A 20,127-nucleotide genomic window follows, 5' to 3' on the forward strand; every position below is an offset into this window, starting at 1 on the left:
CCAAGCAACTTTGAGGTGATTCCCATGATGAAGGGTGGCATGGCCGGCCTGATGAAGCAGGCGCAGCAGATGCAGGAAAAAATGGCCAAGATGCAGGAAGAACTGGCCAACGCTGAAGTCACCGGCAAGGCTGGCGGCGACATGGTCACCGTGGTCATGACCGGCCGTCATGACGTCAAGCGCGTGAGCATCGACCCAAGCCTGCTCGAAGGCGTCAGCGATGACGATCGTGAAGTACTGGAAGACCTGTTTGCCGCCGCCGTCAACGACGCCGTGCGCAAGATCGAAGCCAACAGCGCCGACAAGATGTCCGGCATGACCGCTGGCATGCAGCTGCCACCGGGCTTCAAGATGCCGTTCTAAGGCAACTTGCCGTTCAACAATGCCAGGCCTGACGCCTGGCATTGTCGTTTCCGGGGTTTGCTGCCCGCGTATTTGACGCTGGCCGGAGCCGCGGGTATAAACCGCCTCTCGCAGTTTTGTCGGACCTATCGCCCATGAGCTTCAGCCCCCTGATTCGCCAACTGATCGACGCCTTTCGGGTATTGCCCGGGGTCGGCCAGAAAACCGCCCAGCGCATGGCCCTGCAGCTGCTGGAGCGTGATCGCAGCGGCGGCTCGCGCCTGGCCCAGGCGTTGGCCCAGGCCATGGACGGGGTCGGGCACTGCCGCCAGTGCCGCACCCTGACCGAGGACGACCTGTGCCCGCAGTGTGCCGACCCTCGGCGCGACGACAGCCTGTTGTGCGTGGTCGAAGGGCCGATGGATGTCTACGCGGTGGAGCAGACCGGTTATCGCGGCCGCTACTTCGTGCTCAAGGGGCACCTGTCGCCACTCGACGGCCTGGGGCCGGAGGCCATTGGTATTCCACAACTGCTGGCTCGTATCGAGGAGCAGGGCAGTTTCACCGAAGTCATCCTGGCCACCAACCCGACGGTCGAGGGTGAAGCCACCGCGCACTACATTGCCCAATTGCTCACCAACAAAGGCCTGGTCACCTCGCGTATCGCCCATGGCGTACCGCTTGGCGGTGAGCTGGAGCTGGTGGACGGCGGAACCCTCGCGCATTCGTTTGCCGGGCGCAAGCCGATCAGCCTGTAGCTGTTGCCGGCGTCCCGTTGGTGGGGCGCCTGGCCCGCTTGACCTGCCGGTGCTTCAGGACGTCAGCAGCAGCACGATCTGCTCCAGGCGGGTGTTGGCGACCCAGGCCACCAGCGTGCCGACGATTGTCGCCCCGCCGGCCATGTAGGCGAGGCGTGCGCGGATGGATTTCACATCGCTGCGTACTTCGCCGAGGTCGCGGTGGATGTACTCGAAGCGGGTTTCCAATTCGGTGATGCGAGGTTCCATGAGGTTGCCTCCAGTGGGGTCGTTCGGCTTGGCCGAGGCGGTCGGTGGGGGGCATGGCCGCAACGGCTCATGATTGTCCGGCCATTTCCCGGCGGGGTGCAGATGCGATGTGGCATAGCGTTTGAACTCGACTTCCATGTGATTGCTCGTCCTCGAAGGTCCTGGTGCCGGGCGTCATTGCCCGGATAAAAGACACCTCAAAAACTCGCTCTATTTGGCTGGCGGGTCAATTGAGGCGATTCCCCAAGACCTATAGGAAAAGTCACCGACACTGGAGGTTCGCCTGCTCAGGCGTAAGGACTGTCCCAGTAGCGCTTGTACATGCCCAGGCGCTTCTTCAAGGCCCTGGGCAGGTGCCGTTCCTGCTGGCTGAGCTTGTAGGCGAACAACTTCACTGCGTTGCGCAGGAATGAGCCGGGCCAGGCCGACAGCCGCTTGGCGCCGAGAAACTTCAGTTCGGACAACACATAGCGCAGGCCTTCGCCGCCTGCACCGCCGAACGTCTGGCGAATCCAGGGTTCGCGGGCATGGAACACGCCGATATCGAAGTAGCGGCGAAACTCTTCCCAGAGTGTGTAGTTGTGGGAGTGCCGGCAGCAGGCGCTGCCCTCGTAGGCGACTTTCCAGCCGGCCATCAACATCTTCGCGGCCACGTACATGTCTTCCGAGAGGATCACATGTTGTGGGAAGCCGCCGACCTGCATCAGCGCCTCGCGGCGGTAGGCACAGAACGAGTTGGAGGCGAAGGCGGTCTTGATGCCCAGGCGCGGCGCGTCCTCCAGGCTCTTGACCTGCGAGGTGGGCGGGTAGTTGAACAGCCGGGCGTGTTCGGCCAGCGGACTGGCGTCCAGGTGCGCCAACTGCCGGCCGCAGACCGCGCCGATACGGGTGTCGGTAAATGGCCAGGCGATATTGGCCAGCGCCTCGGGATCTTCCAGGTAGGCATCCTGGGTCATGAAGACGTAGACGTCATACTCCGGGTGCCGTTCGACCATCATCTGCCGGGTGCCGCCATGGTTGAAGTCCCTGCTGTCGATGCGCAGGACATTGGGGCAGCGGGACTCGGCCAGCTCGAAGGTGCCGTCGCTGGAGCTGGAATCGACGACCAGGGTATCGAACACCGCGGTCTGGCGGTCGAGGGAGTCGAGCAGGCGCTCGAGATCCCGGCGACCGTTGTAGGTTGGGATCACGCAGGCCACTTTGAGGGTCGACATGGTTCAGCCTCCAGGAATTGTCGTCGGCCGCCAGGGGCGCAGCCAGCAGGCCAGGGCGATCAGCAGCACCAGGCTGTAGAGCGTGCTCAGCCCCAGTTGCAGCCAGGTGCCCGAGAGGGGATGCAGCACCAGGGCGGCCAGGATCATTACGCCGAGTCCGAGCAGCCAGTGGCTGCGCCAGGGGACTTCAGCCAGCAGTTGCTGGCGACGCATCAGCAGCAGGCCGGTGAGGATCACCCCGCAGACGGCCGCCAGGGCAATGCCGACCAGGCCCAGGAAGTGCGGCAGCACTGCCAGCAGCAGGGCATTGAGCAGGCTGCCGGCCAGTTCGCAGTTGAGCGGCATGCGCGTGTCGCCGGCGGCATAGGCGTAGCGTGCGAGCAGGGCGTTCCAGGCACCGAACATCAGCGGTACGGAGAACCACGCCAGCAGCTCCGGCAGCGGGCTGTCGGCGGCCTGGTTGGGCAGCAGCAGGCTGACCAGTGCGGTGGCGGCGCCGATCAGCCCGGCAACCGCTGGCAGCGTCAGCAGGGTGGCGCTGGCCAGGCCCTTGCGCAGCAGGGACAGGCGCTCGTTGCCGGCGCTGCCGCTCATCAGGCCGAGCAGTACCTGGTTCAGGCTCATCAGGGCGATCAGTGGCAGGTTGATCAGCTTGCGTGCCAGGTTGATCCAGGTGACTGCGCCTTCACCCAGCAGGGAGGCGACCATCCGTTCCAGCAGGGCCAGGCCCTGGCTGGCCAGGTTGCTGCTGAGCAGCGGCCCGATCTGCTTGAGCAGTTCGCGTCCTGCCCCCGGTGCTTGCGCCATTTGCCAGGGCTTCCAGCCGCTGCGACAGAGCGAGGGCAGCAGCACCGTCGGCATCAGCAGGCTGCCGAGCACACAGGCACTGGCCAGGCCGGTAGGCGTCGCGGCGTGACGCAGCAGGGCCAGGTACAGCACGGGCGGCAGGTTGAACAGCAGCGAGCCGAGCCCGGCCAGGACGAACCGTGACCGTGCCTGTAGCGGCACGCAGAACAGCGCATGGAGAATGAAGCCCGGCGCGCACCAGGCCAGCCAGTGCAGGCTGTCACCGGCCAGTTGATAACCCTGGCTGTCGAGCCCCGGGCCGATCAGCCGCACCCACAACGGTGCACCGAGGCTCAGCAGGCCGCCCAGCAACAGGCCACAGAGCAGCAGGCGCGGCGCCAGGGCGCCGAGCCAGTTGGCCTGGTCGTTGGCCGAGCGTTGCTGATAGAGCGGCAGCGCCGCCGCGCTGAGCAGGCCGGCTGCCAGCGCCATGCGCAGGGCTTCCGGCAGGAACAGCGCGACCAGGAAGCTGTCGCTGCGCCCACCGGCGCCCCAGGCGGCGACCAATAGCCATTCGCGCGCGAAACCGGCGGCCAGGCCGGTCAGGGTCGCCAGGGTCAGCCAGAGGGTCGATCCGAACATCGGCGTGACTCAGTGGAACAAAGTGAACAGGCCTTTGCCGCCCACCTTGTAGTTCAGGCCACTGCAGCGTTCGCCTTTGATCGCCGCATCCGGGCCGCCGACGATGGCGTAGGGCGGGATCGGCTTGGACACCACGCATTGGCCACCGACCACTGCGCCCTCGCCGATGTCGGCACCGAAGGACAGCAGGGCGCGGCTGGCGACCCAGGCGTAGTCGCGGATGTACACCGGTCCGCCAACGGCCCAGAACTCCGGTGCCTGGACATCATGCCCGCCGGCGATGATCAGCACGTGGGAGGCGATGGTCACGTGGTCGCCGATGATCAGGCCACCACGGGCATCCAGCTGGCAGTGCCAGCCGACCGTACTGTCGTTGCCGATGCGCAGGCTGTCGACGCCCAGCACTTCGGTGTTGCGCCAGACGGTCGAACCCTTGCCGATCTTCGCCCCGCCGATGCGCAGCCAGAGCAGGCGCAGGGTGTGGCTGGGAATCTTGCAGATGATCATGTTGTAGGCCAGCTCCCACCAGCGCAGCAGGCGGTCGCGCAGGGTGGGCCAGTTGATGCCGTAGAGCGGGATCAGCGCGCCCTTGATCTCGCGCCCGAGCAGCGCATAGAAACGCCGCGCCAGCGGGTTCTCGATCCGCGGCTCGATGTTCAGGTAGCTGATGAAGCACAGCACGTTGCCCTTGAGCGGTTGCTCGAAGCAGACATCGTTTTCCAGCATCCACTCATAGGCGGCTTGCAGCTCCTCCAGGCTGACGGCCATCTTTTCTGCGTACTCGGGCAGGGCCTCGCGCAGGTTCAACGAGTGCATCATGCGGTGTTTCATGGGTGGACTCCAGAAAGGCGCGAGGCCTTGGGCTTGAGGCGCTGGGCTTCGTGCAGGTTAAGACCCAGCAACAGCCAGAACAGGGCGATCAGTACTTGGGTGAAGCTGAAATAGTGGTCGAAGATACCGCTGAGCAGGGCGGCCATGAGGCCGGCCGTGGTGCCGATCCAGAGGGAGTTGTCCACCGTCAGGCGCAGGGTTTGCTCGGTGGGACGGGTTTCCCGCCACCAGCTCACGATCACCGTGACGAACAGCAGCATGCCGGGGATACCGAGCTTGTAGACGAAGTTCAGCCACAGGTTGGAAATCCCCCAGAGGCCGGTGCCGGGCACCGGCGGTTCGGTCTTGAAGCCGATGCCGAAGGGGAACATCGCCACCGCCTGCGGGAAATGCGAGTACTCGTCGAAGCGCACGCTGGTACTGGCGTCGTTGGTGGAGAAGATGGTCAGCAGGCGGTCCTGCAGCGGCGGATAGAACATCAGCAGCAGGGCACCGAGGGCAACGCCGCCCATCAGCAGGCGCCCGGTGTACGGCACGCGCTTGCGGGCCATCCACACCATCACCACGATCAGGCTCAGCAGCGCCCCGCGTGAACCGGTCAGCAGCAGGGCGATCGCCCCCAGGCCGGCGACGGCAAAGCCCAGGGCCCGCGGCCAGCCCTGGCGGGGCAGGCCGAAGCAGAACGCCAGGGGCATCAGCAGGGCCATGGCGCCACCGGTGACGTTGGGGTGCATCCACGGCGAGCCCATGCGGTTGGCCATGGCACTGAGGCTGTCACCGAGTACCTCGATGCCGCCATAGCCGAGATGGGAAAGGATCGGGGTCATGCCGGTGGCACTGCCGGTCTTGAGAAACACCGGGATCGACAGCAGCAACATCATCAGGGTGCCCAGCAACAGCCCGGTCACCGCCTGTTCACGGGCCTTGGGGGTATCGAGCAGGCGCGGTACGAGGAACAGCACCGACAGGTTCAACAGCCAGCGGATCCAGTTCACCGGGCCATTGCCCTCGGCATTCACCGTCAGCTGGCCGATGATGAAGGGGAAGGCACTGAACAGCATCAACGCTACCAACAGGCGCTCGGTACGCAGCAGCGGTGGCTTGTCCGGCAGGTTGTTGAACATGCCGTGCGCCAGCACGCTGGCCCAGACCAGCAACACCAGCGCTTCGGAGACCGTGGTACGCAGGCCGATCTGCACCGTCGAATAGGGCAGGAAGGTGGCGAGCACGGTGAACAGCAGCAGGCCCCACAGCGGGTGGCGGATGATCGTCACCACCCCGGCGATACCTACCAGCACTATCAGCACCTTGACGGCCGGCAAGAGCCAGACCAGTACACCGAAGACCAGGCTGAACAACAGTGCTATGGGCATCGCGATCGGCATTACTTGAGCTCCCCGAGCAATTGGTCGAAGCGCTCCCGGTACGCCGCCGTGGCATAGCGGGCGGCCCAGTCGCGCAGCGCGGCGCGATCCTCGACCGGGGCATCGGCCAGGCTCAGCATCAGCGCGGTCAGGGCCGGACTGTCGGTCGGCGAGAAACGTGGGCTGTCGGGTGGGGTGATTTCATCCAGTGACGAGCCGCTGGCGACCGCCACCGGGGTGCCGACGCTCAGTGCCTCGATCACCGGCAGGCCGAAGCCCTCGGCATAGGAGGGTTGCCAGAGGCGCTGGGCCTGGCGGTAGACCGCATGCAGTTGGGCATCGCTGATCCCGTTGAGGTAATGCAGTCCCGGCAGGTGCCGCAGCGGCGAGGGCAGGTGTTCCGGTTCGCCGATCAGTACCAGCTCCGGGACCTGGTCGGACTGCTGGCGGGCGGTCTGCCAGGCACTGACGAACCAGGGAATGTTCTTGCGTGGCTCGCGGGTGCCGACCGCCAGCCAGTAGCGCTCCGGCAACTGCAGGTCGGTGATGTCGGCCGGTTCGCCACTGAAGCCTTCGACCAGGTTCGGTAGCACCCGGACCTTGTCGCGGGCTCCGGGGAACAGCTTCACCAGTTCGTCGGCGGTGTACTGCGAAGGTGTCCAGATACGGTCGGCGACTTTCACCGAATGGCCGATCGACAGCCGGTCGGTGACGCGATAGACCCGTTGCTTGATCTGCGAGCCGTGGCTGTTCTGCAGCGTCAACTGGAACAGGTCGTGCAGTTGCAACACGTAGCGCATGTCGGCGGGCTTGCGGCCCAGTGGCAGGCCCATGTTGAAATTGCAGATGTAGATCTGTACCCCGGCTTCGCGCAGCGCGCCAGGCAGGAAACCGCCCTCGAACTTCAGGCGCAGGGGCAGGCGGTGGATACCTTGCAGCGGCGCCTCCCAGCGTGGGCAGTGCACGCGGCGGCGCAGCGGGTGGTCGTATGGCGCCACGCCGAACAGTTGCAGTTGCACCTCGGGATTGGCCCGCAGGGCCTGCTCCAGGGCCAGGTTCTGACGGCCGATGCCGGTTTGGGTGTAACCCGCCGTCGGGCGGTAATCCAGGCCTATGCGCATACGGACACTTCTTCTTTTTTGAGCTGTGGGAGTTGGGTGTAGACCGCCTCGAGCTGTGCGGCCGCCACGGACCAGTCGTGCTCGGCCTTGACGTAGGCACGGCCGGCCTCGGCGATCTGCCGCAGGCGCTCGGGCTGGGCCAGGGCGTCGGCGAGAATCCGGGCGAGTGCTTGCGGGTCTTCACTGCCGAGGTAGTGCTGACCGTTCTCGACCTTCAGGCCCGAGCTGCCCTGGTCAGTGGTGACCACCGGCAGGCCGGCGGCCATGGCTTCGAGCACCTTGAGCTTGGAGCCGCCCCCCTGGCGCAGCGGGGCGAAGAACACCGACGCGCGGCTTTGCAGGGTGCGCAGGTCGGGGACGAAGCCCTGCCACTCGATGCGTGGATCACTCCAGCGCTCGCGCCAGGCGTCGGGCAGGCCGTAGCCGGCGATGGCGAAACGGACGTCCGGGTTGAGCTTCCAGAGTGCCGGGAGGATGACATCGAGGGCCCATTCCACTGCATCGAGGTTCGGGCTGTATTCGTAGTTGCCGATGAACAGCAGGCGCTGGGCCGAAAGATCGGGGGTCACGCCGGCGTAGTGGCCGGTGTCGACACCGTTGACCACCACGGCCACCGGCTTGCCGGTCTGCTGGCGCAGGACGTCGGCATCGGCGCGGGTCACCGCGACCAGTTCGGTGGCCTGGCCGAACACCCGGCTTTCCCAGCGCCGGTAGCGCCACTGGTCATACAGCGTGAACGGTTTCAGCCAGCCCGGCAGGCGGTCGTAGCTGGCCGCACCGAGCGCAGACTCGACATTGTGCTCGGTGAGGATGAAATCGCGCCCGGCCTCGGCCAGCGGTTGTTCGAATGGCTGGAAGCTGTAGCTGTGCTCGATCTGGATCACGTCCCAGTGCTCTTGCAGCAGGGCGCGGAACTGCTGTTGCAGTGGCGGCGCCGAGCCGTTGACCGCGGCCAGCATCGGGTAGGGCGCGAGCAGGGCGGTGAACAGGGTCCGCAGGCTGCGCAGCGGCCGCCGTGGGACCACGATCAACCGCTCCAGATACGGCATCAGGCTCTGCCGGGTGGCCTCGTCGAGCGCCGTCTTGGACTGCACCAGCAGGGTGATCCTGTGCCCCCGGGCGGCCAGGCTGCGCAGCAGGTGGAACTGCCGGGTCTTGCCGCCGCTGGTGGTGGGCCAGGGCAGGTAGGGGAGAGTCCAGAGAATCTTCATGGCGACCACACCAACAGTTGCAGGCTGGTTTTCAGCGGGACGGTCACGGCCTTCGCATCGCTCAGGTCGGTGCGGCTGCCGGCCAGTGGATCGTACAGGGCGGCCTGGGTGACACCGGGCAATTGCAGGCTGCTGCCGGTGGCGCTCCAGAACATCCAGACACGGGCGCCGTCGTTGCGGGTCCAGGTGACGCTGAACAGGTCGTCGGGGGCGTTGCTCAGGCTGGGCGTGTCGGCCGGTTGCAGTTTCGGGCCGGTCACCTCGAGGAAGTTCTTCAGCGCGGTATAGACCGGCTTCGGCTCGCCATCGAGGTCCAGCAGGCCATAGAACTGGTCACGCGGGGTCGCCCGGGTGTCGAGGTCGCTGAGGTTGAACAGGAAGATCCGCTGATAGTCCATGGCGCTCATCAGGGCCAGGCGGCGCAGGGTGTAGTCCTGTTGGCCACCGGTGCCGATCAGCGCCTGCATTTCCTTGGGCCCGGCATAGCTCGACCAGCCCCATTCGGTGGCCCACACCTGCGACACGCCAGCCCCATGCAGCGATCGGTTGAGGCTGCCGGCCTTGCTGAGAAAGTCCCGGGCCGTGGCGCTGTCACCTTCGGGCAACTCGGAATAGGGGTGGTAGGCGGCGATGATGTTCTGGCTGGCCAGGCCCTGGCTGACCAGGCTGTCGAGCATCAGCCCCGGGGTGCTGTGCATCTGGCTGTAGTAGGCGAGGCCGGCGGTGGCTACCGGCTTGCCCGGGACCTTGTCGCGGATCGCCTTGGCGGTGGCGGTCAGCAGTTGGTAGTAGGCGGTCGGATCTTCCTTGGGCAGCCAGATGATGTTCGGCTCGTTCCAGACCTGCCAGGTGTTCACCTGGGGATAGCGTTCGGCCAGGGTCGCCATGCGGTTGGCGAACAGGTTGAAGTCCCGGGGCGGGTACTGGTCGGTATTGCTGGCGTCGGCCGGCGCGCTGCTGGCGAAGGGCGGCGAGCCCACCAGGTAGGCGATGACGTTGTAGTTGTGCGCCTTCATCTGTTGCATCGCCGCGTCGAGGGCGGCGACGTCATAGGTGCCTTGCTGCGGCTCGATCATCGGCCAGTGGATGGTCAAGCGGACCCAGTTCAGGCCCAACTGGTCGAGTTGGCTCATCTGTTTCTGGTAGATGCCCGGGTCGAAATACTGGAACTGGGCGTTGACCCCGAGGAAGTCCTTCCACTCGATCGCCCGTGGCGCCTTGAGCAGCACCTGGGAGGAGGACTGGGCATCGGTGTCGCGCCACTGCAGGGCACTGAGGGCTCCGGCCAGGATGACCAGCAACGGTACCCAGAGAATCGGTTTACGCCACATCTTCATGCCCTCGACACGCCTGCTCGAACACCTGCAGGAAACGTTTGGCGGTTTGGCTCCAGACTCGCTGGTCGCCGATCATGCTGGCGTGTTCGGCCCAGCGGATCGCCAGTTCGGGAGCGGCGCACAGGTGGCTGATTTCGGCCGCCAGCGCGCTGACGTTGCCTTGGGGGAAGATCACGCCGTTGCCCTGGGCGACTTCTTCGGCAAAGGAGCGGGCGTCTGAGGTGATCGCTCCGCGTCCGCAGGCGGCGGCCCAGGACAGTGCGCCGCTGGTTCCGCGCAGTTGGCCCAGCAGCTTGAGTTTGCTCGACTCGCGATAGGGCAGCACCATCACGTGGTGGGCCTGGATCACCTTGGGAATGTCGGCGGCCGGCAGGTCGAGCTGCCAGTCGATGCAGTCCTGCAGGTCGAGGCGCTGGATGTGCTGGCGCAACTGGTCGAGGTAACTGCCGGCCGGACCGAAGGCCATCTCCGGTTCGCTGCCGCCGGCCAGGGTCAGGCGCAGTTTGTGGCGCAACCCGGGTTGGTCGGTGAAGGTCATCGCCAGCGCATCGAGCAGGTCCTCGATGCCCTTGCCACGGTAGATGAAACCGAAATACAGCAGTTTCAGCGGTTCCAGTGGGGGTAGCGGTGCAGGCGCGATGGCCAGGTTGCCGTGGGGGATCACCGCCATCTGCTCGCCGCGCAGGCCCATGCGTTGGCGCAGGCAGTGGCTGCCCGATTGCGTCAGGGTGATCAGCCGGGTCAGGCTGCGCGCCAATTGCCGTTCTTCATGCAGGCACAGGGGGTCGGCCAGCACCGTGGCCACCTGTGGCAGGGGCGAGGGCAGCTTGCTGGCCAGCGACAGCGGCCAGGGCAGGCGCTCGCGGCGCCAGACCAGGCGCTCCGGGTCATGGATGGTCGCGGTCAGCGGCAATTGCGCAAAGCGTGCACGCAGGGCTCTCAGTGCATGGAACTCGGCGAGGCGGCCGCCACCGATTTCCGCATGCACCAGGTCGATGCCCTGCCAATCGTATTGGCCCACCGCCTGGATCGCGCGTTGCGGGTCGTTGCCCAGCCCGGCCAGCGGCGTGCTGATACGCGCACCGTGGCTTTCCAGGGCGGCCTTCAAGTGGCCGGCGTAGTCGGCGATGCCGTTCTGTTCCGGCGGCAGCGGGGCGAGCAGGGCGATATGCATCAGGCGTGACTCCGGATCCGTGCGAGGGTGTTGAGTACCCGTTCCGGAATTTCGAAGCGCCGGCGGTTGAGGATGATGCCGTCGACCCGCTTGAACGCCGTGTTGAGGGTCGTCAGGGCATTTTCCAGGATCGGTACGGTGGTGGTTTCCGCCTCGATGATCAGGGTGATCAGGTCGGCCTGGCGCAGGATCACGAAGGCTTCCTGGTTGGAGAAGAATGCGCCGGCGTTGAGCAGCAGGATTTCTCCGGGCTGCGCCGGCCCCTCGCCTTCGACGCGCACGTTGTGACCGCGCTGGCGCAGCAGTTCGCTCAGGTGTTCGATGACGAAGCTGACGCCCTCGTTGTGGCGGGCCGAGGTCAGGCCGATGCTCAGCCCGTGCTCGGCGACCCGTTCCAGCGGCAGTACCCCGTATAGCCGGTACATGCTCGCGGTGAAGGCGGTGCGCCGGCGAGGATCGTTGTCGCTGATGTCCTGCAGGCTGGTCCAGACCTTGACCCCGAAGCGCGACTCGATCTTGTCGCCGTCGTGGATGCGCTGGTCCAGCAGGTAGAAGAAATACAGGGCCAGCAGGCCGACCGCCAGGCTCAGCGGGATCGCCAGCAGGACCATGCTCAGGCTTTTCGGGAAGACCCGGCGTTCATTGAGAGTGGCCTGCTCGATGATCGCGATGTTGCTGATCTGGCTCTTGTCCAGCTCGCGGTCGATCCGGGCCTTCTCGGTGCTGTCGCTGTACAGCGCGAAGCTCTTCTCGGCGGCATCGAGTTCGCGTTGCAGGCGCGACATCTCGGGTTCGATGGCCAGGGCCTGGCGACGGTCCTGCTCGAGCTGGTCAAGCTGGGTCTTCTGTTGTGCGGCCTGGGTCTGCAGGCGGCTGAGGCTGGCCTGCTGGTCGGCGAAGCTGTTCTGCAGGCGGGTGTAGACCGGGTTCGGTGCCAGGTTGTCGGAACGCTGGACCACCGCATTCTGCGACTTGAGCAGCTTCTCCAGGTTGGCGATGGCGGTGTCCATGGCCTTGACCGGCGGTGCGCCTTCCTTGAAGGTGCGCAGCATCTCCTGGCGCTCGATCTGCTTGGAGTTGATCCGCTGTTGCAGGTCCTGGCGATCGGGGTTGATGCTCATCTGCCGACCGATGCTGATTTCCTTCTTCATGCTGTTGAGCTGCGCCTGGATACGTTCCAGGCCACTGCGGGTCGAAGCCACGGCGCGGGTGGTGTTCAGATGCTCGCCACGCAGGTTGTTGAGGTTGCGCGAGATATCGTTCAGGCGCTCGGAAATGCTCACCGCCCCCAGCTCGTTGAGGTGGGCCTCGATCTTTTTCTTGTAGTCGAGGATGCGAGCCTGGGTCGCCTTGCTTTCGCTTTCATAGAAGGTATAGAGGCTCTTGCGCCCGAGGCTGCGGGTACGCTCCTGCTCGTACTGTTCGATCCAGTTCTGGACGATGGTCTGGGCCACCGCCGGGTTGTTCCAGGTGAAACTGATCTCCATCACCGAGGAGCCGGCGGCGTGGGTCACGCTGAAGTTCTTCGACAACTGGTCGGCCAGGCGTTCGACCGGGGTTTGCTTCTCCACCAGGCCCAGCAGTTGCAGGAGGCCGCGGCCAGCGTCGACCAGGGCCTGCACGGTACTTTTGGCCAGGCTCTTGAGTGTGCCGAGGAAACCTTCCTGGGGCGGTACCCTGGACAGCTCGTTGAGGTACTGTTCGGCCACCAGGCGGGCGATCGGGCGTCCGGTCAGCATGCGCTCCTCGTCGAGAATCGGGTCACGCTGGGCACTGGGAATGATGGTTGCCTGGCGGTCGGAAATCTCGATCGGCAGGGTGCTGGTGTCGCGCCCCGGCTTGACCAGCAGCAGCGCCGTGGACTCGTAGCGGTTGGGCAGCAGGAAGGCACCCAGCAGGATGATGATCAAGGTCACCATGACGGTGATTTTCACTTCCCGCTTGAAAATGAAAAACAGGCGCAACAAATCGCGGAAGGAGCGGATATTGATCATGTGTGTTGTCCTTAACGATCAGTTGCTGTTTTCACGCAGGTTGTAGTTCACGCCGATACCGATCGATTTCTGGAACGGAATCAGTTGGTTCAGGTAGAGATCGACCCACTCGATGCCATTGCCTACATGGGATTTGGGCACGAAGACCACGTCGCCGCGCTGCAGCAGTACCGGTGGCCGGTTGCTGACACCGGCGAGCATGGTGTCGCGGTAGTCGAAGAAGTAGGTCTTGTAGCGGCCGTCGTCTTCCTGACGCAGCAGCGCGACATTGCGACTGTCCCCCACCGGCAACAGGCCACCGGCACCGATCAGTGCCTGTTCCAGGGTGGTGGCGGTGGTTACCGACAGGTTGTTCGGGTTGCGTACCGAACCGCCAACGAACACGGTATTGCCCGGCGAGGTGGAAATGTTCACCGTCAGCGCCGAGTCCTGGTAGATGTTCTTGAGCTTGTCCTGCAGGAACACGGTGAGCTCCTGTGGGGTCAGGCCCGCCGCCTTGACGTTGCCGATATACGGATAGGCGAAGCTGCCGTCGTTCATCACCGTGAACAGGGTCAGCTCGTAGATGGAGTTGGCGGTGAAGGCGGAGATCGACGGCGCCTCGCCGGTGTTGCGCACGATACGCAAGGTGTCGCCGGCCCGGATGCGCTGCGCCGGCAGGGGCTTGCCGGCCAGTGCCTCGCCCGCCCTGTGACCTTCCTGCAGCACATTTTTCTGTGGCAGCACCACCTTGGCCGGGATGCTGCAGGCGCTGAGCAATAGAACACTGAAGATCAGCAAGGGGGTTTTCATGGGTCGATTTTCCTGTCGTGCATGTTTACAGCTCCCTCACGGGCTGGGTGGTACTGAGCTTGCCGTGTTTCAGGATTTGCCGGCTTCGACGGGCACCCGCCCATAGATATCGGTGAAACGCACGATATCGTCTTCGCCCAGGTACTCGCCGCTCTGTACCTCGATCATCACCAGGTCGATCACCCCGGGGTTGACCAGGCGGTGGGTCTTGCCCGGCTTGATGAAGGTCGATTCGTTGGTATCGAGCAGGAATTCGTGCTCGCCGTTGGTGACCCGGGCCATGCCGCTGACGACGATCCAGTGCTCGCTGCGGTGGTGGTGCATTTGCAGCGAGAGCGAGGCGTCGGGCTTGACCACGATGCGCTTGATCTTGAAGCGCTTGCCTTCCTCCAGCACGGTGTAGGTCCCCCACGGCCGGGTGACCGTGCGATGCAGGCGATAGGCTTCGTGGCCCTGGCGCTTGAGCTCCTGGGCGATGAGTTTCACATCCTGGCTGCGCTTGCTGTCGGCGACCAGCAGGGCGTCGGGTGTGTCGATGATGATCAGGTCCTTGAGACCGACCCCGCCGACCAGGCGCTTGCGTGAGTCGATGTAGCAGTTGTGCACGTCGAACAGTACGGTTTCGCCGTTGCACTGGTTGCCGTTGGCATCGGCCGGGGTCAGGTCGCGTACCGCCTGCCACGAGCCGATGTCGCTCCAGCCCAGCTGGCAGGGCACGACCGCGACCTTCTTCGAACGCTCCATCAGCGCATAGTCGATGGAGATGTCCGGAGCCAGGCCCAGGGTCTTGCCGTCGAGTTCCAGTTGCAGTTCCTGGCTGCCCTCGCGGCCATGGCTGTGGGCCAGGCATTCGGTCATGGCCGCCAGTACATCCGGGGCGTGTTCCTGCAGTTCGCGCAGTACCACGTCGGCGCGCATGCAGAACATGCCGGCGTTCCACAGGTGCAGGCCGCCGTCGACGTAGCGCTGGGCCGTGGCTGCATCGGGTTTCTCGACGAAACGCGCGACCTGGAAGCTGCCCTCGTCCAGGGCCTGGCCTTTCTCGATGTAGCCAAAGCCGGTCTCCGCCTGGGTCGGTACCAGGCCGAAGGTCACCAGCCAGCCCTGGTCCGCCAGTTTGCGCGCGCTCTGGACCGCCTTGGCGAAGGCGTCCAGATCCTTGATCAGGTGATCCGCCGGCAGTACCAGCAGTTGTGCGTCCTCGCCGTAGAGCCGGGAGACGTGCAGGGCGGCAGCGGCTATGGCCGGTGCGGTGTTGCGCCCGAAGGGTTCCAGGATGAAGTCCAGGGCCGTGCCGCCCTTGTTCAGCAGGCGATAGTCATCCAGGGTACGAAAGAACACTTCCCGGTTGGTCACGGTCAACAGGCGTTGGACATCGGCCAGGCCGGTGGCACGGCGGAAGGTCTTCTGCAGCAGGCTCTCGCCATCGGGCAGGCGCATGAAGGGCTTGGGCATCGCTTCGCGCGAAACCGGCCAGAGTCGGGTACCGGCGCCGCCGGCGATGATGCAGGGAATGAGCAGGCTCATGTCAGAAGGCCTCGCGTGTCAGGAGCACTGCCGGGACAGTGCGGAACAGAATGTAGAGATCGAACCAGATCGACCAGTTCTCGATGTACTCCAGGTCGAACTCCACCCGTTTCTCGATCTTTTCCAGGGTGTCGGTTTCACCGCGATAGCCATTGATTTGTGCCAGCCCGGTGATCCCTGGCTTGACCCGATGGCGCGAGGTGTATTCCTTTACCGCTTCTTCGAACAGGATGCCAGCTGCCTTGGTCGCAGTGGCGTGGGGGCGCGGGCCGACCATGGACATGCTGCCGAGGAAGACATTGAACAGTTGCGGCAGCTCGTCGAGGCTGGTCTTGCGAATGAAGCGCCCGACCCGGGTGATCCGCGGGTCGCCGCGGGTAGTCTGTTTCTCGGCGTTGGCGTCGGCCTGGTGCTGGTGCATCGAGCGGAACTTGAACACCTCGATCAGCCGGTTGTTGTAGCCATAGCGTTTCTGGCGGAACAGGACCGGACCGGGCGAGTCGAGCTTGATCGCGATCGCCACCAGCAACATGATCGGTGCCAGCAGCAACAGCGCGATGCTCGACAGCACCATGTCCTCCAGCCGCTTGAACATCGGCGACCAGCCGCGCAGGGGCATCTCGGAGGCGTTGAACATCGGCAGGTTGGCGACTTCGGTGATGCGGTTGTGGGCATGGCGGAAGGCGACCATGTCCGGCACCAGCAGCACGTTGACCGGTAGCCGGCGCAGTTCGCGAATGATGTAGTCCATGCGGTTTTCCGCCGACCAGGGCAGGGCGACCAGCACCTGGGTCACCGTTTCCTCGCGGATCAGCCGCTCCAGGTCGCTGGAGTTGCCCAGCAGCGGCAGGTTGACCATGGTTTTCGGCAGCCGGCTGATGCGGTCGTCGATGAAACCGATCACTCCGGAGCGGATGTCCTGGTGTTGGGACAGGTATTCGGCCAGGCGCTGGCCGTTCTCGGTGGCACCGAGGATCACCGCATTCTGCAGGAAGATTCCGCGTTGCATCAGTTGCTGGAACAGTGCCAGCAGGATCAGCCGTTCGACGCCGAACAGGGTCAGGCTGGCGATGAACCAGACCAGCAGTTGCGTATTGTCCAGGTAGTTGAACAGCTGCAGCCCATGGTGCATGAACAGCAGCAGGCAGAAGGCCGAGGACCAGGCGATGAGGGTGATCTGGAAACGCAGCAGGTTGCTGAATATGGCCTCGGCATAGACTCCCAGCGCCTGGAAGATCAGTACGCTGATGACGCCGAAGAACAGCAGGATGGTCAGGTAGCTGCGGGTGATGTCCGGGGTCTGTTCGCGCAGGTAGATCAGGAACAGCAGGCCGGGCAGGATGGCGGTCAGTCCGTGGACCAGGCGAATGCCGAACAGGAAGTACTCGACCATGCTCGGCCGAGTGAGAAACAGGCTGTCGACTGGCTGCAAACGCATTGAGACCCCCTTCCTTTTCTACCTTCTCGAAATCGCCACTGCCAGGCAATTCGGTAGGTCATTCCTATATCAACGTCCCAGGGCTTTGCGCCGCCCCCATCCCTGGTAGCTGATTTATATGTCGGTTGGGACCGTTCCAGGCTGGTGTTCAGGCAAGGATAGGTCCTACTGCTCTTATGGTCTTAGCTGACATGTGTGTACATTTTTTCCTTTCGTGTACAAGGAGTAGGCTTGAGTAAAGCTCATGAAACACAGGGTCGCTAATTGAATGACAGCATGTAGCTGAAAAAAGTCGGCGACGTCGTGGTTTTGTGGGGCGGGCCCGGTCTAGAGCGTGCGTTGAACCGATGGGTGAAATAAATGCAGGGTATGACAAGTCGTTTGCGGCCTGCTGTGGTCACATTTTTCAAGGCCGTCGACACAGGAGGAAACGCCGATGAGCGAACGCAAGGCATTGCTGATTCTGCATGGCAAGCAGGCCCTCAATGAGGACGTCAGGACGGCTGTCGAGGACAGGCGCCGGGAAGGCTGGGAACTGGCCGTACGGTTGACCTGGGAGGCGGGTGACGCACAGCGTCTGGTGCATGAGGCGCTGCAACTGGGCTACCGCTATCTGATTGCCGGGGGCGGTGACGGTACCCTGCGCGACATCGCCGAGGCCCTGGCCCTGGCTGACACCCAGGCGAGCCTGGTGTTGATGCCGCTGGGTACCGCCAATGATTTCGCCCGGGCCGCCGGTGTGCCGCTGGAGCCCGCCGGGGCTCTGCAACTGCTGGATGTCCCGGCTCGCTCGATCGACCTCGGCGCGGTAGGTGGGCAGGTGTTCCTGAACATGGCCACCGGTGGTTTCGGCAGCCAGGTGACGGCCAATACATCCGAGGACCTGAAGAAGGTGCTGGGCGGTGCTGCCTACCTGTTCACCGGGCTGTCACGCTTTGGCGAGCTGCATGCCGCCTATGGCGAATTGCAGGGGCCGGATTTCCACTGGCGCGGCGAGCTGCTGGCGCTGGGGATCGGCAATGGCCGCCAGGCCGGTGGCGGGCACGAACTGTGTCCGCAGGCGCTGGTCGATGACGGCCTGCTCGATATCAGCATCCTGCCGGCGCCCCAGGAGGTGGTCGGCACCCTGCGCCGTTTGATGAGCGACGGTTGGGGCCTGGACAACATGTTCGTCCGGGCGCGGCTGCCCTGGGTCGAGATCAAGGTCGCCGAGGGGCTGTACCTGAATCTTGATGGCGAACCCCTGGAGAGCGACAGCCTGCGCTTCGAGGCGCGTCCCGGGGCACTGCGGGTGCACTTGCCGGCGGATTCGCCGCTGCTCAGTCGTCGAGACTGATGATGCGTTCGCGGACGGCGAACAGCACCAGGCCGGCGACGTCGAAGATCTGCAGGCGCTTCATGATCTGCGCGCGGTGAGTCTCCACGGTCTTGATGCTCAGGCCCAGGCCATTGGCGATCTCCCGGGTGGATTTTCCGCGCACGATCAGCCGGAGGATCTCCAGCTGGCGTCCGGTCAGGTTGTGGGTCTGGGCCTGTGCCGGCGAATGCCGCTGGGCCTGGGTCAGGGCCTGGTTGATCACCGTGTGGGCGATCGCCGGGCTGAGGTAGCGCTCGTTGTTGCGCAAGGCTTCCAGGGCCTGGGCCAGTTCGGTCGCGGTGGTGTCCTTGAGCAGGTAGCCATGGGCACCGATCTCCAACGCCTGCATGATCAGTTGCGGGTCGGTGTGCATCGACAGGATCAGCACCTTGCTCTGCGGACGAACCGCCTGCAACTGGCGCAGGGCGTCGAGCCCGCCGGTATCGCGCATCGACAGGTCGAGCAGGATGATGTCCGGATCCAGGCGTTCGACGGCCTCGAGCAACTGCGCGCCATCGCTGGCTTCGCCGATCACGGCGTAGCCCGGAATCTCCAGTACCAGGGCACGGACACCGGCCCTGATCAGTGAGTGGTCATCCACAAGAAGTAGGTTGCAGGTCATAGAACCTTATTCGTACTGGCTCGTTCGAGGGCGCGGGGGGCCCAGGGAAGAAGGGCTTCGATTTGCGTACCTTTGCCGGGTCCGCTGGTGACTGTCAATCGGCCGCCCAACTGTTCGGCGCGCTCGACCATGCCGGCCATGCCGCGTTGGCCCTGTTCAGCGGGATTGGCGGCGGGAGAGAAGCCCTGGCCATCATCGGCGATAGACAGCGACAGGCCTTCGGGAAGGCGTTTGAGACGTACCAGCAGATTGTCGGCCCGGGCATGGCGCAGGACATTGGTGACAGCCTCCTGGGTGATGCGAAAGGCGGTCACGGCCATTTCCTCGGGCAGCCCGGACAACTGCTGGTGGCATTCCAGGCTCCAGTGCAGCGGGGTGTTGCCCAGGGTCTTGAGCAAGTGCGCGCGCAGGCTGGCCTCCAGGCCCAGGCTGGTCAACTGGCGTGGGTTGAGAATGGCCGAGACGTCGCGGACCTTGGCCAGGGTTTCATCCAGGGTGCTGTTGAGGTCCGCACACTGGCTACGCAGTTCTTCCGGCAGGCGGCCTTGCAACCACTGGGTCTGCAAGCGCGCGGCCGTGAGCAGTTGGCCAATGTCGTCGTGCAGTTCGCGACTCAGGCGGTGGCGCTCGTTCTCCTGCACCTGCAACAGGCGGTCGGCCAGTTCCTGGGGCTGGAAATTGATCGATGTGCGCGAGTCGCGATACTGCAGCCAGAGGCTGGCCAGTGCGGCGAGGTTCAGCGCCAGCAGCCACAGGGACAGCCCCGAGCCTTGTCGGCAGAGCGCCAGGCTGGTAACGGCCGAGGCCGCGCAGAACAGCACGGTCAATCGACGGGCGTTCTTTCGCGAGGGAAACCAGGGCTTTAATAACTTGAGGCTGGCGTACATAGCGTGTGGAGCCAAAGAGTGTCTGGTACAAAGAGCCCAAGTGCAACCACTGACAGGACTCTGTTTAAAAAACCTTTACGGTTCAATCTTCTGGTACAACTTGATATAGGAATTGTGGCTAAGTGCTATTATTTTTTGGATCCTATACGGGATGTTCAGGAAATCATTTTGCCATCAAGTACATAAGCAAGCGGGCAGCATAGTAGCACTTCGTTTAAGGTTGGTCGTCCCTGTTGATATATGTCCAATCGGTCAGCTTTTTTGTACGCCGGTTCCAGAAGACGCGCCGGGCAGCTCTCGCGATCGATTCATGTTTGAAATCATCGCAGTTTATCGTGCTGCTCTTTCTGCGCATAAGAAGGCCCGGCACAAAACACCGAAAGTTGCTCTTTAGTTGATCTGGCTGCTCTTGACCGTGAGAGTGTATCTGCACTTGGCGGGGGCAGGCGCCTGGCATGCAGGCCTGGCCCCTGGCACGGTG

Annotated in this window: 18 protein-coding genes; 3 read left to right on the forward strand and 15 right to left on the reverse strand. The window is 64.2% G+C overall.

The features are described from left to right. Positions 1-24 precede the first annotated feature (24 nt). Both HU752_RS10060 and recR read left to right on the forward strand, forming a co-directional pair. On the forward strand, positions 25-363 hold the full coding sequence (locus tag HU752_RS10060; protein WP_186681838.1) for a YbaB/EbfC family nucleoid-associated protein: 339 nt from the start codon (positions 25-27) through the stop codon (positions 361-363). A 134-nt stretch (positions 364-497) separates the two neighbouring features. Next, positions 498-1,100: a recombination mediator RecR gene (gene recR / locus HU752_RS10065; protein WP_186681836.1), complete on the forward strand. Its 603-nt coding sequence runs from the start codon at positions 498-500 to the stop codon at positions 1,098-1,100. A 54-nt stretch (positions 1,101-1,154) separates the two neighbouring features. On the opposite strand, the gene HU752_RS10070 is transcribed toward recR, so the two are convergent. From HU752_RS10070 to HU752_RS10130, 13 genes are all read right to left on the reverse strand, one after another. Next, positions 1,155-1,349, reverse strand: coding sequence for a hypothetical protein (locus HU752_RS10070; protein ID WP_186681835.1), 195 nt, complete (start codon positions 1,347-1,349; stop codon positions 1,155-1,157). Between the two features lie 287 nt (positions 1,350-1,636). After that, positions 1,637-2,563, reverse strand: coding sequence for a glycosyltransferase family 2 protein (locus HU752_RS10075; RefSeq protein ID WP_186681833.1), 927 nt, complete (start codon positions 2,561-2,563; stop codon positions 1,637-1,639). A 3-nt stretch (positions 2,564-2,566) separates the two neighbouring features. After that, on the reverse strand, positions 2,567-3,991 hold the full coding sequence (locus tag HU752_RS10080; protein ID WP_186681831.1) for a lipid II flippase MurJ: 1,425 nt from the start codon (positions 3,989-3,991) through the stop codon (positions 2,567-2,569). A 9-nt stretch (positions 3,992-4,000) separates the two neighbouring features. Then, positions 4,001-4,822, reverse strand: a complete 822-nt coding sequence (locus HU752_RS10085) for an acyltransferase (protein ID WP_186681829.1) — start codon at positions 4,820-4,822, stop codon at positions 4,001-4,003. Beyond that, positions 4,819-6,207, reverse strand: coding sequence for an O-antigen ligase family protein (locus tag HU752_RS10090; protein WP_186681827.1), 1,389 nt, complete (start codon positions 6,205-6,207; stop codon positions 4,819-4,821). The genes HU752_RS10085 and HU752_RS10090 overlap by 4 nt, the downstream gene beginning before the upstream one ends. Then, entirely contained in the window at positions 6,207-7,307 is a 1,101-nt protein-coding gene (locus HU752_RS10095) for a glycosyltransferase family 4 protein (protein ID WP_186681825.1), read from the reverse strand. Before HU752_RS10095 ends, HU752_RS10090 begins: the two co-directional genes overlap by 1 nt. Next, a complete protein-coding gene (locus HU752_RS10100) occupies positions 7,298-8,518 on the reverse strand; it encodes a glycosyltransferase family 4 protein (protein ID WP_186681823.1) in 1,221 nt (406 codons plus the stop codon). The genes HU752_RS10095 and HU752_RS10100 overlap by 10 nt, the downstream gene beginning before the upstream one ends. Next, positions 8,515-9,849: a beta-galactosidase gene (locus HU752_RS10105; RefSeq protein WP_186681885.1), complete on the reverse strand. Its 1,335-nt coding sequence runs from the start codon at positions 9,847-9,849 to the stop codon at positions 8,515-8,517. The genes HU752_RS10100 and HU752_RS10105 overlap by 4 nt, the downstream gene beginning before the upstream one ends. Then, positions 9,839-11,029: a glycosyltransferase gene (locus tag HU752_RS10110; RefSeq protein WP_186681821.1), complete on the reverse strand. Its 1,191-nt coding sequence runs from the start codon at positions 11,027-11,029 to the stop codon at positions 9,839-9,841. The genes HU752_RS10105 and HU752_RS10110 overlap by 11 nt, the downstream gene beginning before the upstream one ends. Beyond that, positions 11,029-13,023: a GumC family protein gene (locus tag HU752_RS10115; protein ID WP_186681819.1), complete on the reverse strand. Its 1,995-nt coding sequence runs from the start codon at positions 13,021-13,023 to the stop codon at positions 11,029-11,031. Before HU752_RS10115 ends, HU752_RS10110 begins: the two co-directional genes overlap by 1 nt. Positions 13,024-13,041: 18 nt before the next feature. Beyond that, entirely contained in the window at positions 13,042-13,815 is a 774-nt protein-coding gene (locus tag HU752_RS10120; protein WP_186681817.1) for a polysaccharide biosynthesis/export family protein, read from the reverse strand. 69 nt (positions 13,816-13,884) lie between these two features. After that, entirely contained in the window at positions 13,885-15,342 is a 1,458-nt protein-coding gene (locus HU752_RS10125; protein ID WP_186681815.1) for a mannose-1-phosphate guanylyltransferase/mannose-6-phosphate isomerase, read from the reverse strand. A 1-nt stretch (position 15,343) separates the two neighbouring features. Then, positions 15,344-16,780: an undecaprenyl-phosphate glucose phosphotransferase gene (locus HU752_RS10130; RefSeq protein ID WP_186681813.1), complete on the reverse strand. Its 1,437-nt coding sequence runs from the start codon at positions 16,778-16,780 to the stop codon at positions 15,344-15,346. Between the two features lie 436 nt (positions 16,781-17,216). Between HU752_RS10130 and yegS the strand changes: the two genes are divergently transcribed. Then, positions 17,217-18,116 carry a lipid kinase YegS gene (gene yegS, locus HU752_RS10135; protein WP_186681811.1) on the forward strand — a complete coding sequence of 300 codons (900 nt, stop codon included), beginning with the start codon at positions 17,217-17,219 and terminating at the stop codon, positions 18,114-18,116. Here the strand turns inward: yegS and HU752_RS10140 are convergent. Next, positions 18,100-18,759: a response regulator gene (locus HU752_RS10140; RefSeq protein ID WP_186681809.1), complete on the reverse strand. Its 660-nt coding sequence runs from the start codon at positions 18,757-18,759 to the stop codon at positions 18,100-18,102. The two genes, yegS and HU752_RS10140, sit on opposite strands and share 17 nt — an antisense overlap. Then, complete coding sequence (locus HU752_RS10145) at positions 18,756-19,646, reverse strand: sensor histidine kinase (protein WP_186681807.1); 891 nt, start codon at positions 19,644-19,646, stop codon at positions 18,756-18,758. Before HU752_RS10145 ends, HU752_RS10140 begins: the two co-directional genes overlap by 4 nt. Positions 19,647-20,127: the final 481 nt, after the last annotated feature.

Source organism: Pseudomonas vanderleydeniana (assembly GCF_014268755.2).
GTDB lineage: Bacteria > Pseudomonadota > Gammaproteobacteria > Pseudomonadales > Pseudomonadaceae > Aquipseudomonas > Aquipseudomonas vanderleydeniana.

What these genes read in the sequence shown, in the direction of transcription:
- recR (WP_186681836.1), top strand. Translation starts at nt 498, where the DNA reads ATGAGCTTCAGCCCCCTGATTCGCCAACTGATCGACGCCTTTCGGGTA.
- HU752_RS10125 (WP_186681815.1), bottom strand. Translation starts at nt 15,342, where the DNA reads ATGAGCCTGCTCATTCCCTGCATCATCGCCGGCGGCGCCGGTACCCGA.
- HU752_RS10095 (WP_186681825.1), bottom strand. Translation starts at nt 7,307, where the DNA reads ATGCGCATAGGCCTGGATTACCGCCCGACGGCGGGTTACACCCAAACC.
- HU752_RS10060 (WP_186681838.1), top strand. Translation starts at nt 25, where the DNA reads ATGATGAAGGGTGGCATGGCCGGCCTGATGAAGCAGGCGCAGCAGATG.
- HU752_RS10085 (WP_186681829.1), bottom strand. Translation starts at nt 4,822, where the DNA reads ATGAAACACCGCATGATGCACTCGTTGAACCTGCGCGAGGCCCTGCCC.
- HU752_RS10100 (WP_186681823.1), bottom strand. Translation starts at nt 8,518, where the DNA reads ATGAAGATTCTCTGGACTCTCCCCTACCTGCCCTGGCCCACCACCAGC.
- HU752_RS10090 (WP_186681827.1), bottom strand. Translation starts at nt 6,207, where the DNA reads ATGCCGATCGCGATGCCCATAGCACTGTTGTTCAGCCTGGTCTTCGGT.
- HU752_RS10070 (WP_186681835.1), bottom strand. Translation starts at nt 1,349, where the DNA reads ATGGAACCTCGCATCACCGAATTGGAAACCCGCTTCGAGTACATCCAC.
- HU752_RS10075 (WP_186681833.1), bottom strand. Translation starts at nt 2,563, where the DNA reads ATGTCGACCCTCAAAGTGGCCTGCGTGATCCCAACCTACAACGGTCGC.
- HU752_RS10105 (WP_186681885.1), bottom strand. Translation starts at nt 9,849, where the DNA reads ATGTGGCGTAAACCGATTCTCTGGGTACCGTTGCTGGTCATCCTGGCC.
- HU752_RS10080 (WP_186681831.1), bottom strand. Translation starts at nt 3,991, where the DNA reads ATGTTCGGATCGACCCTCTGGCTGACCCTGGCGACCCTGACCGGCCTG.
- HU752_RS10145 (WP_186681807.1), bottom strand. Translation starts at nt 19,646, where the DNA reads ATGTACGCCAGCCTCAAGTTATTAAAGCCCTGGTTTCCCTCGCGAAAG.
- HU752_RS10130 (WP_186681813.1), bottom strand. Translation starts at nt 16,780, where the DNA reads ATGCGTTTGCAGCCAGTCGACAGCCTGTTTCTCACTCGGCCGAGCATG.
- HU752_RS10115 (WP_186681819.1), bottom strand. Translation starts at nt 13,023, where the DNA reads ATGATCAATATCCGCTCCTTCCGCGATTTGTTGCGCCTGTTTTTCATT.
- HU752_RS10140 (WP_186681809.1), bottom strand. Translation starts at nt 18,759, where the DNA reads ATGACCTGCAACCTACTTCTTGTGGATGACCACTCACTGATCAGGGCC.
- yegS (WP_186681811.1), top strand. Translation starts at nt 17,217, where the DNA reads ATGAGCGAACGCAAGGCATTGCTGATTCTGCATGGCAAGCAGGCCCTC.
- HU752_RS10120 (WP_186681817.1), bottom strand. Translation starts at nt 13,815, where the DNA reads ATGAAAACCCCCTTGCTGATCTTCAGTGTTCTATTGCTCAGCGCCTGC.
- HU752_RS10110 (WP_186681821.1), bottom strand. Translation starts at nt 11,029, where the DNA reads ATGCATATCGCCCTGCTCGCCCCGCTGCCGCCGGAACAGAACGGCATC.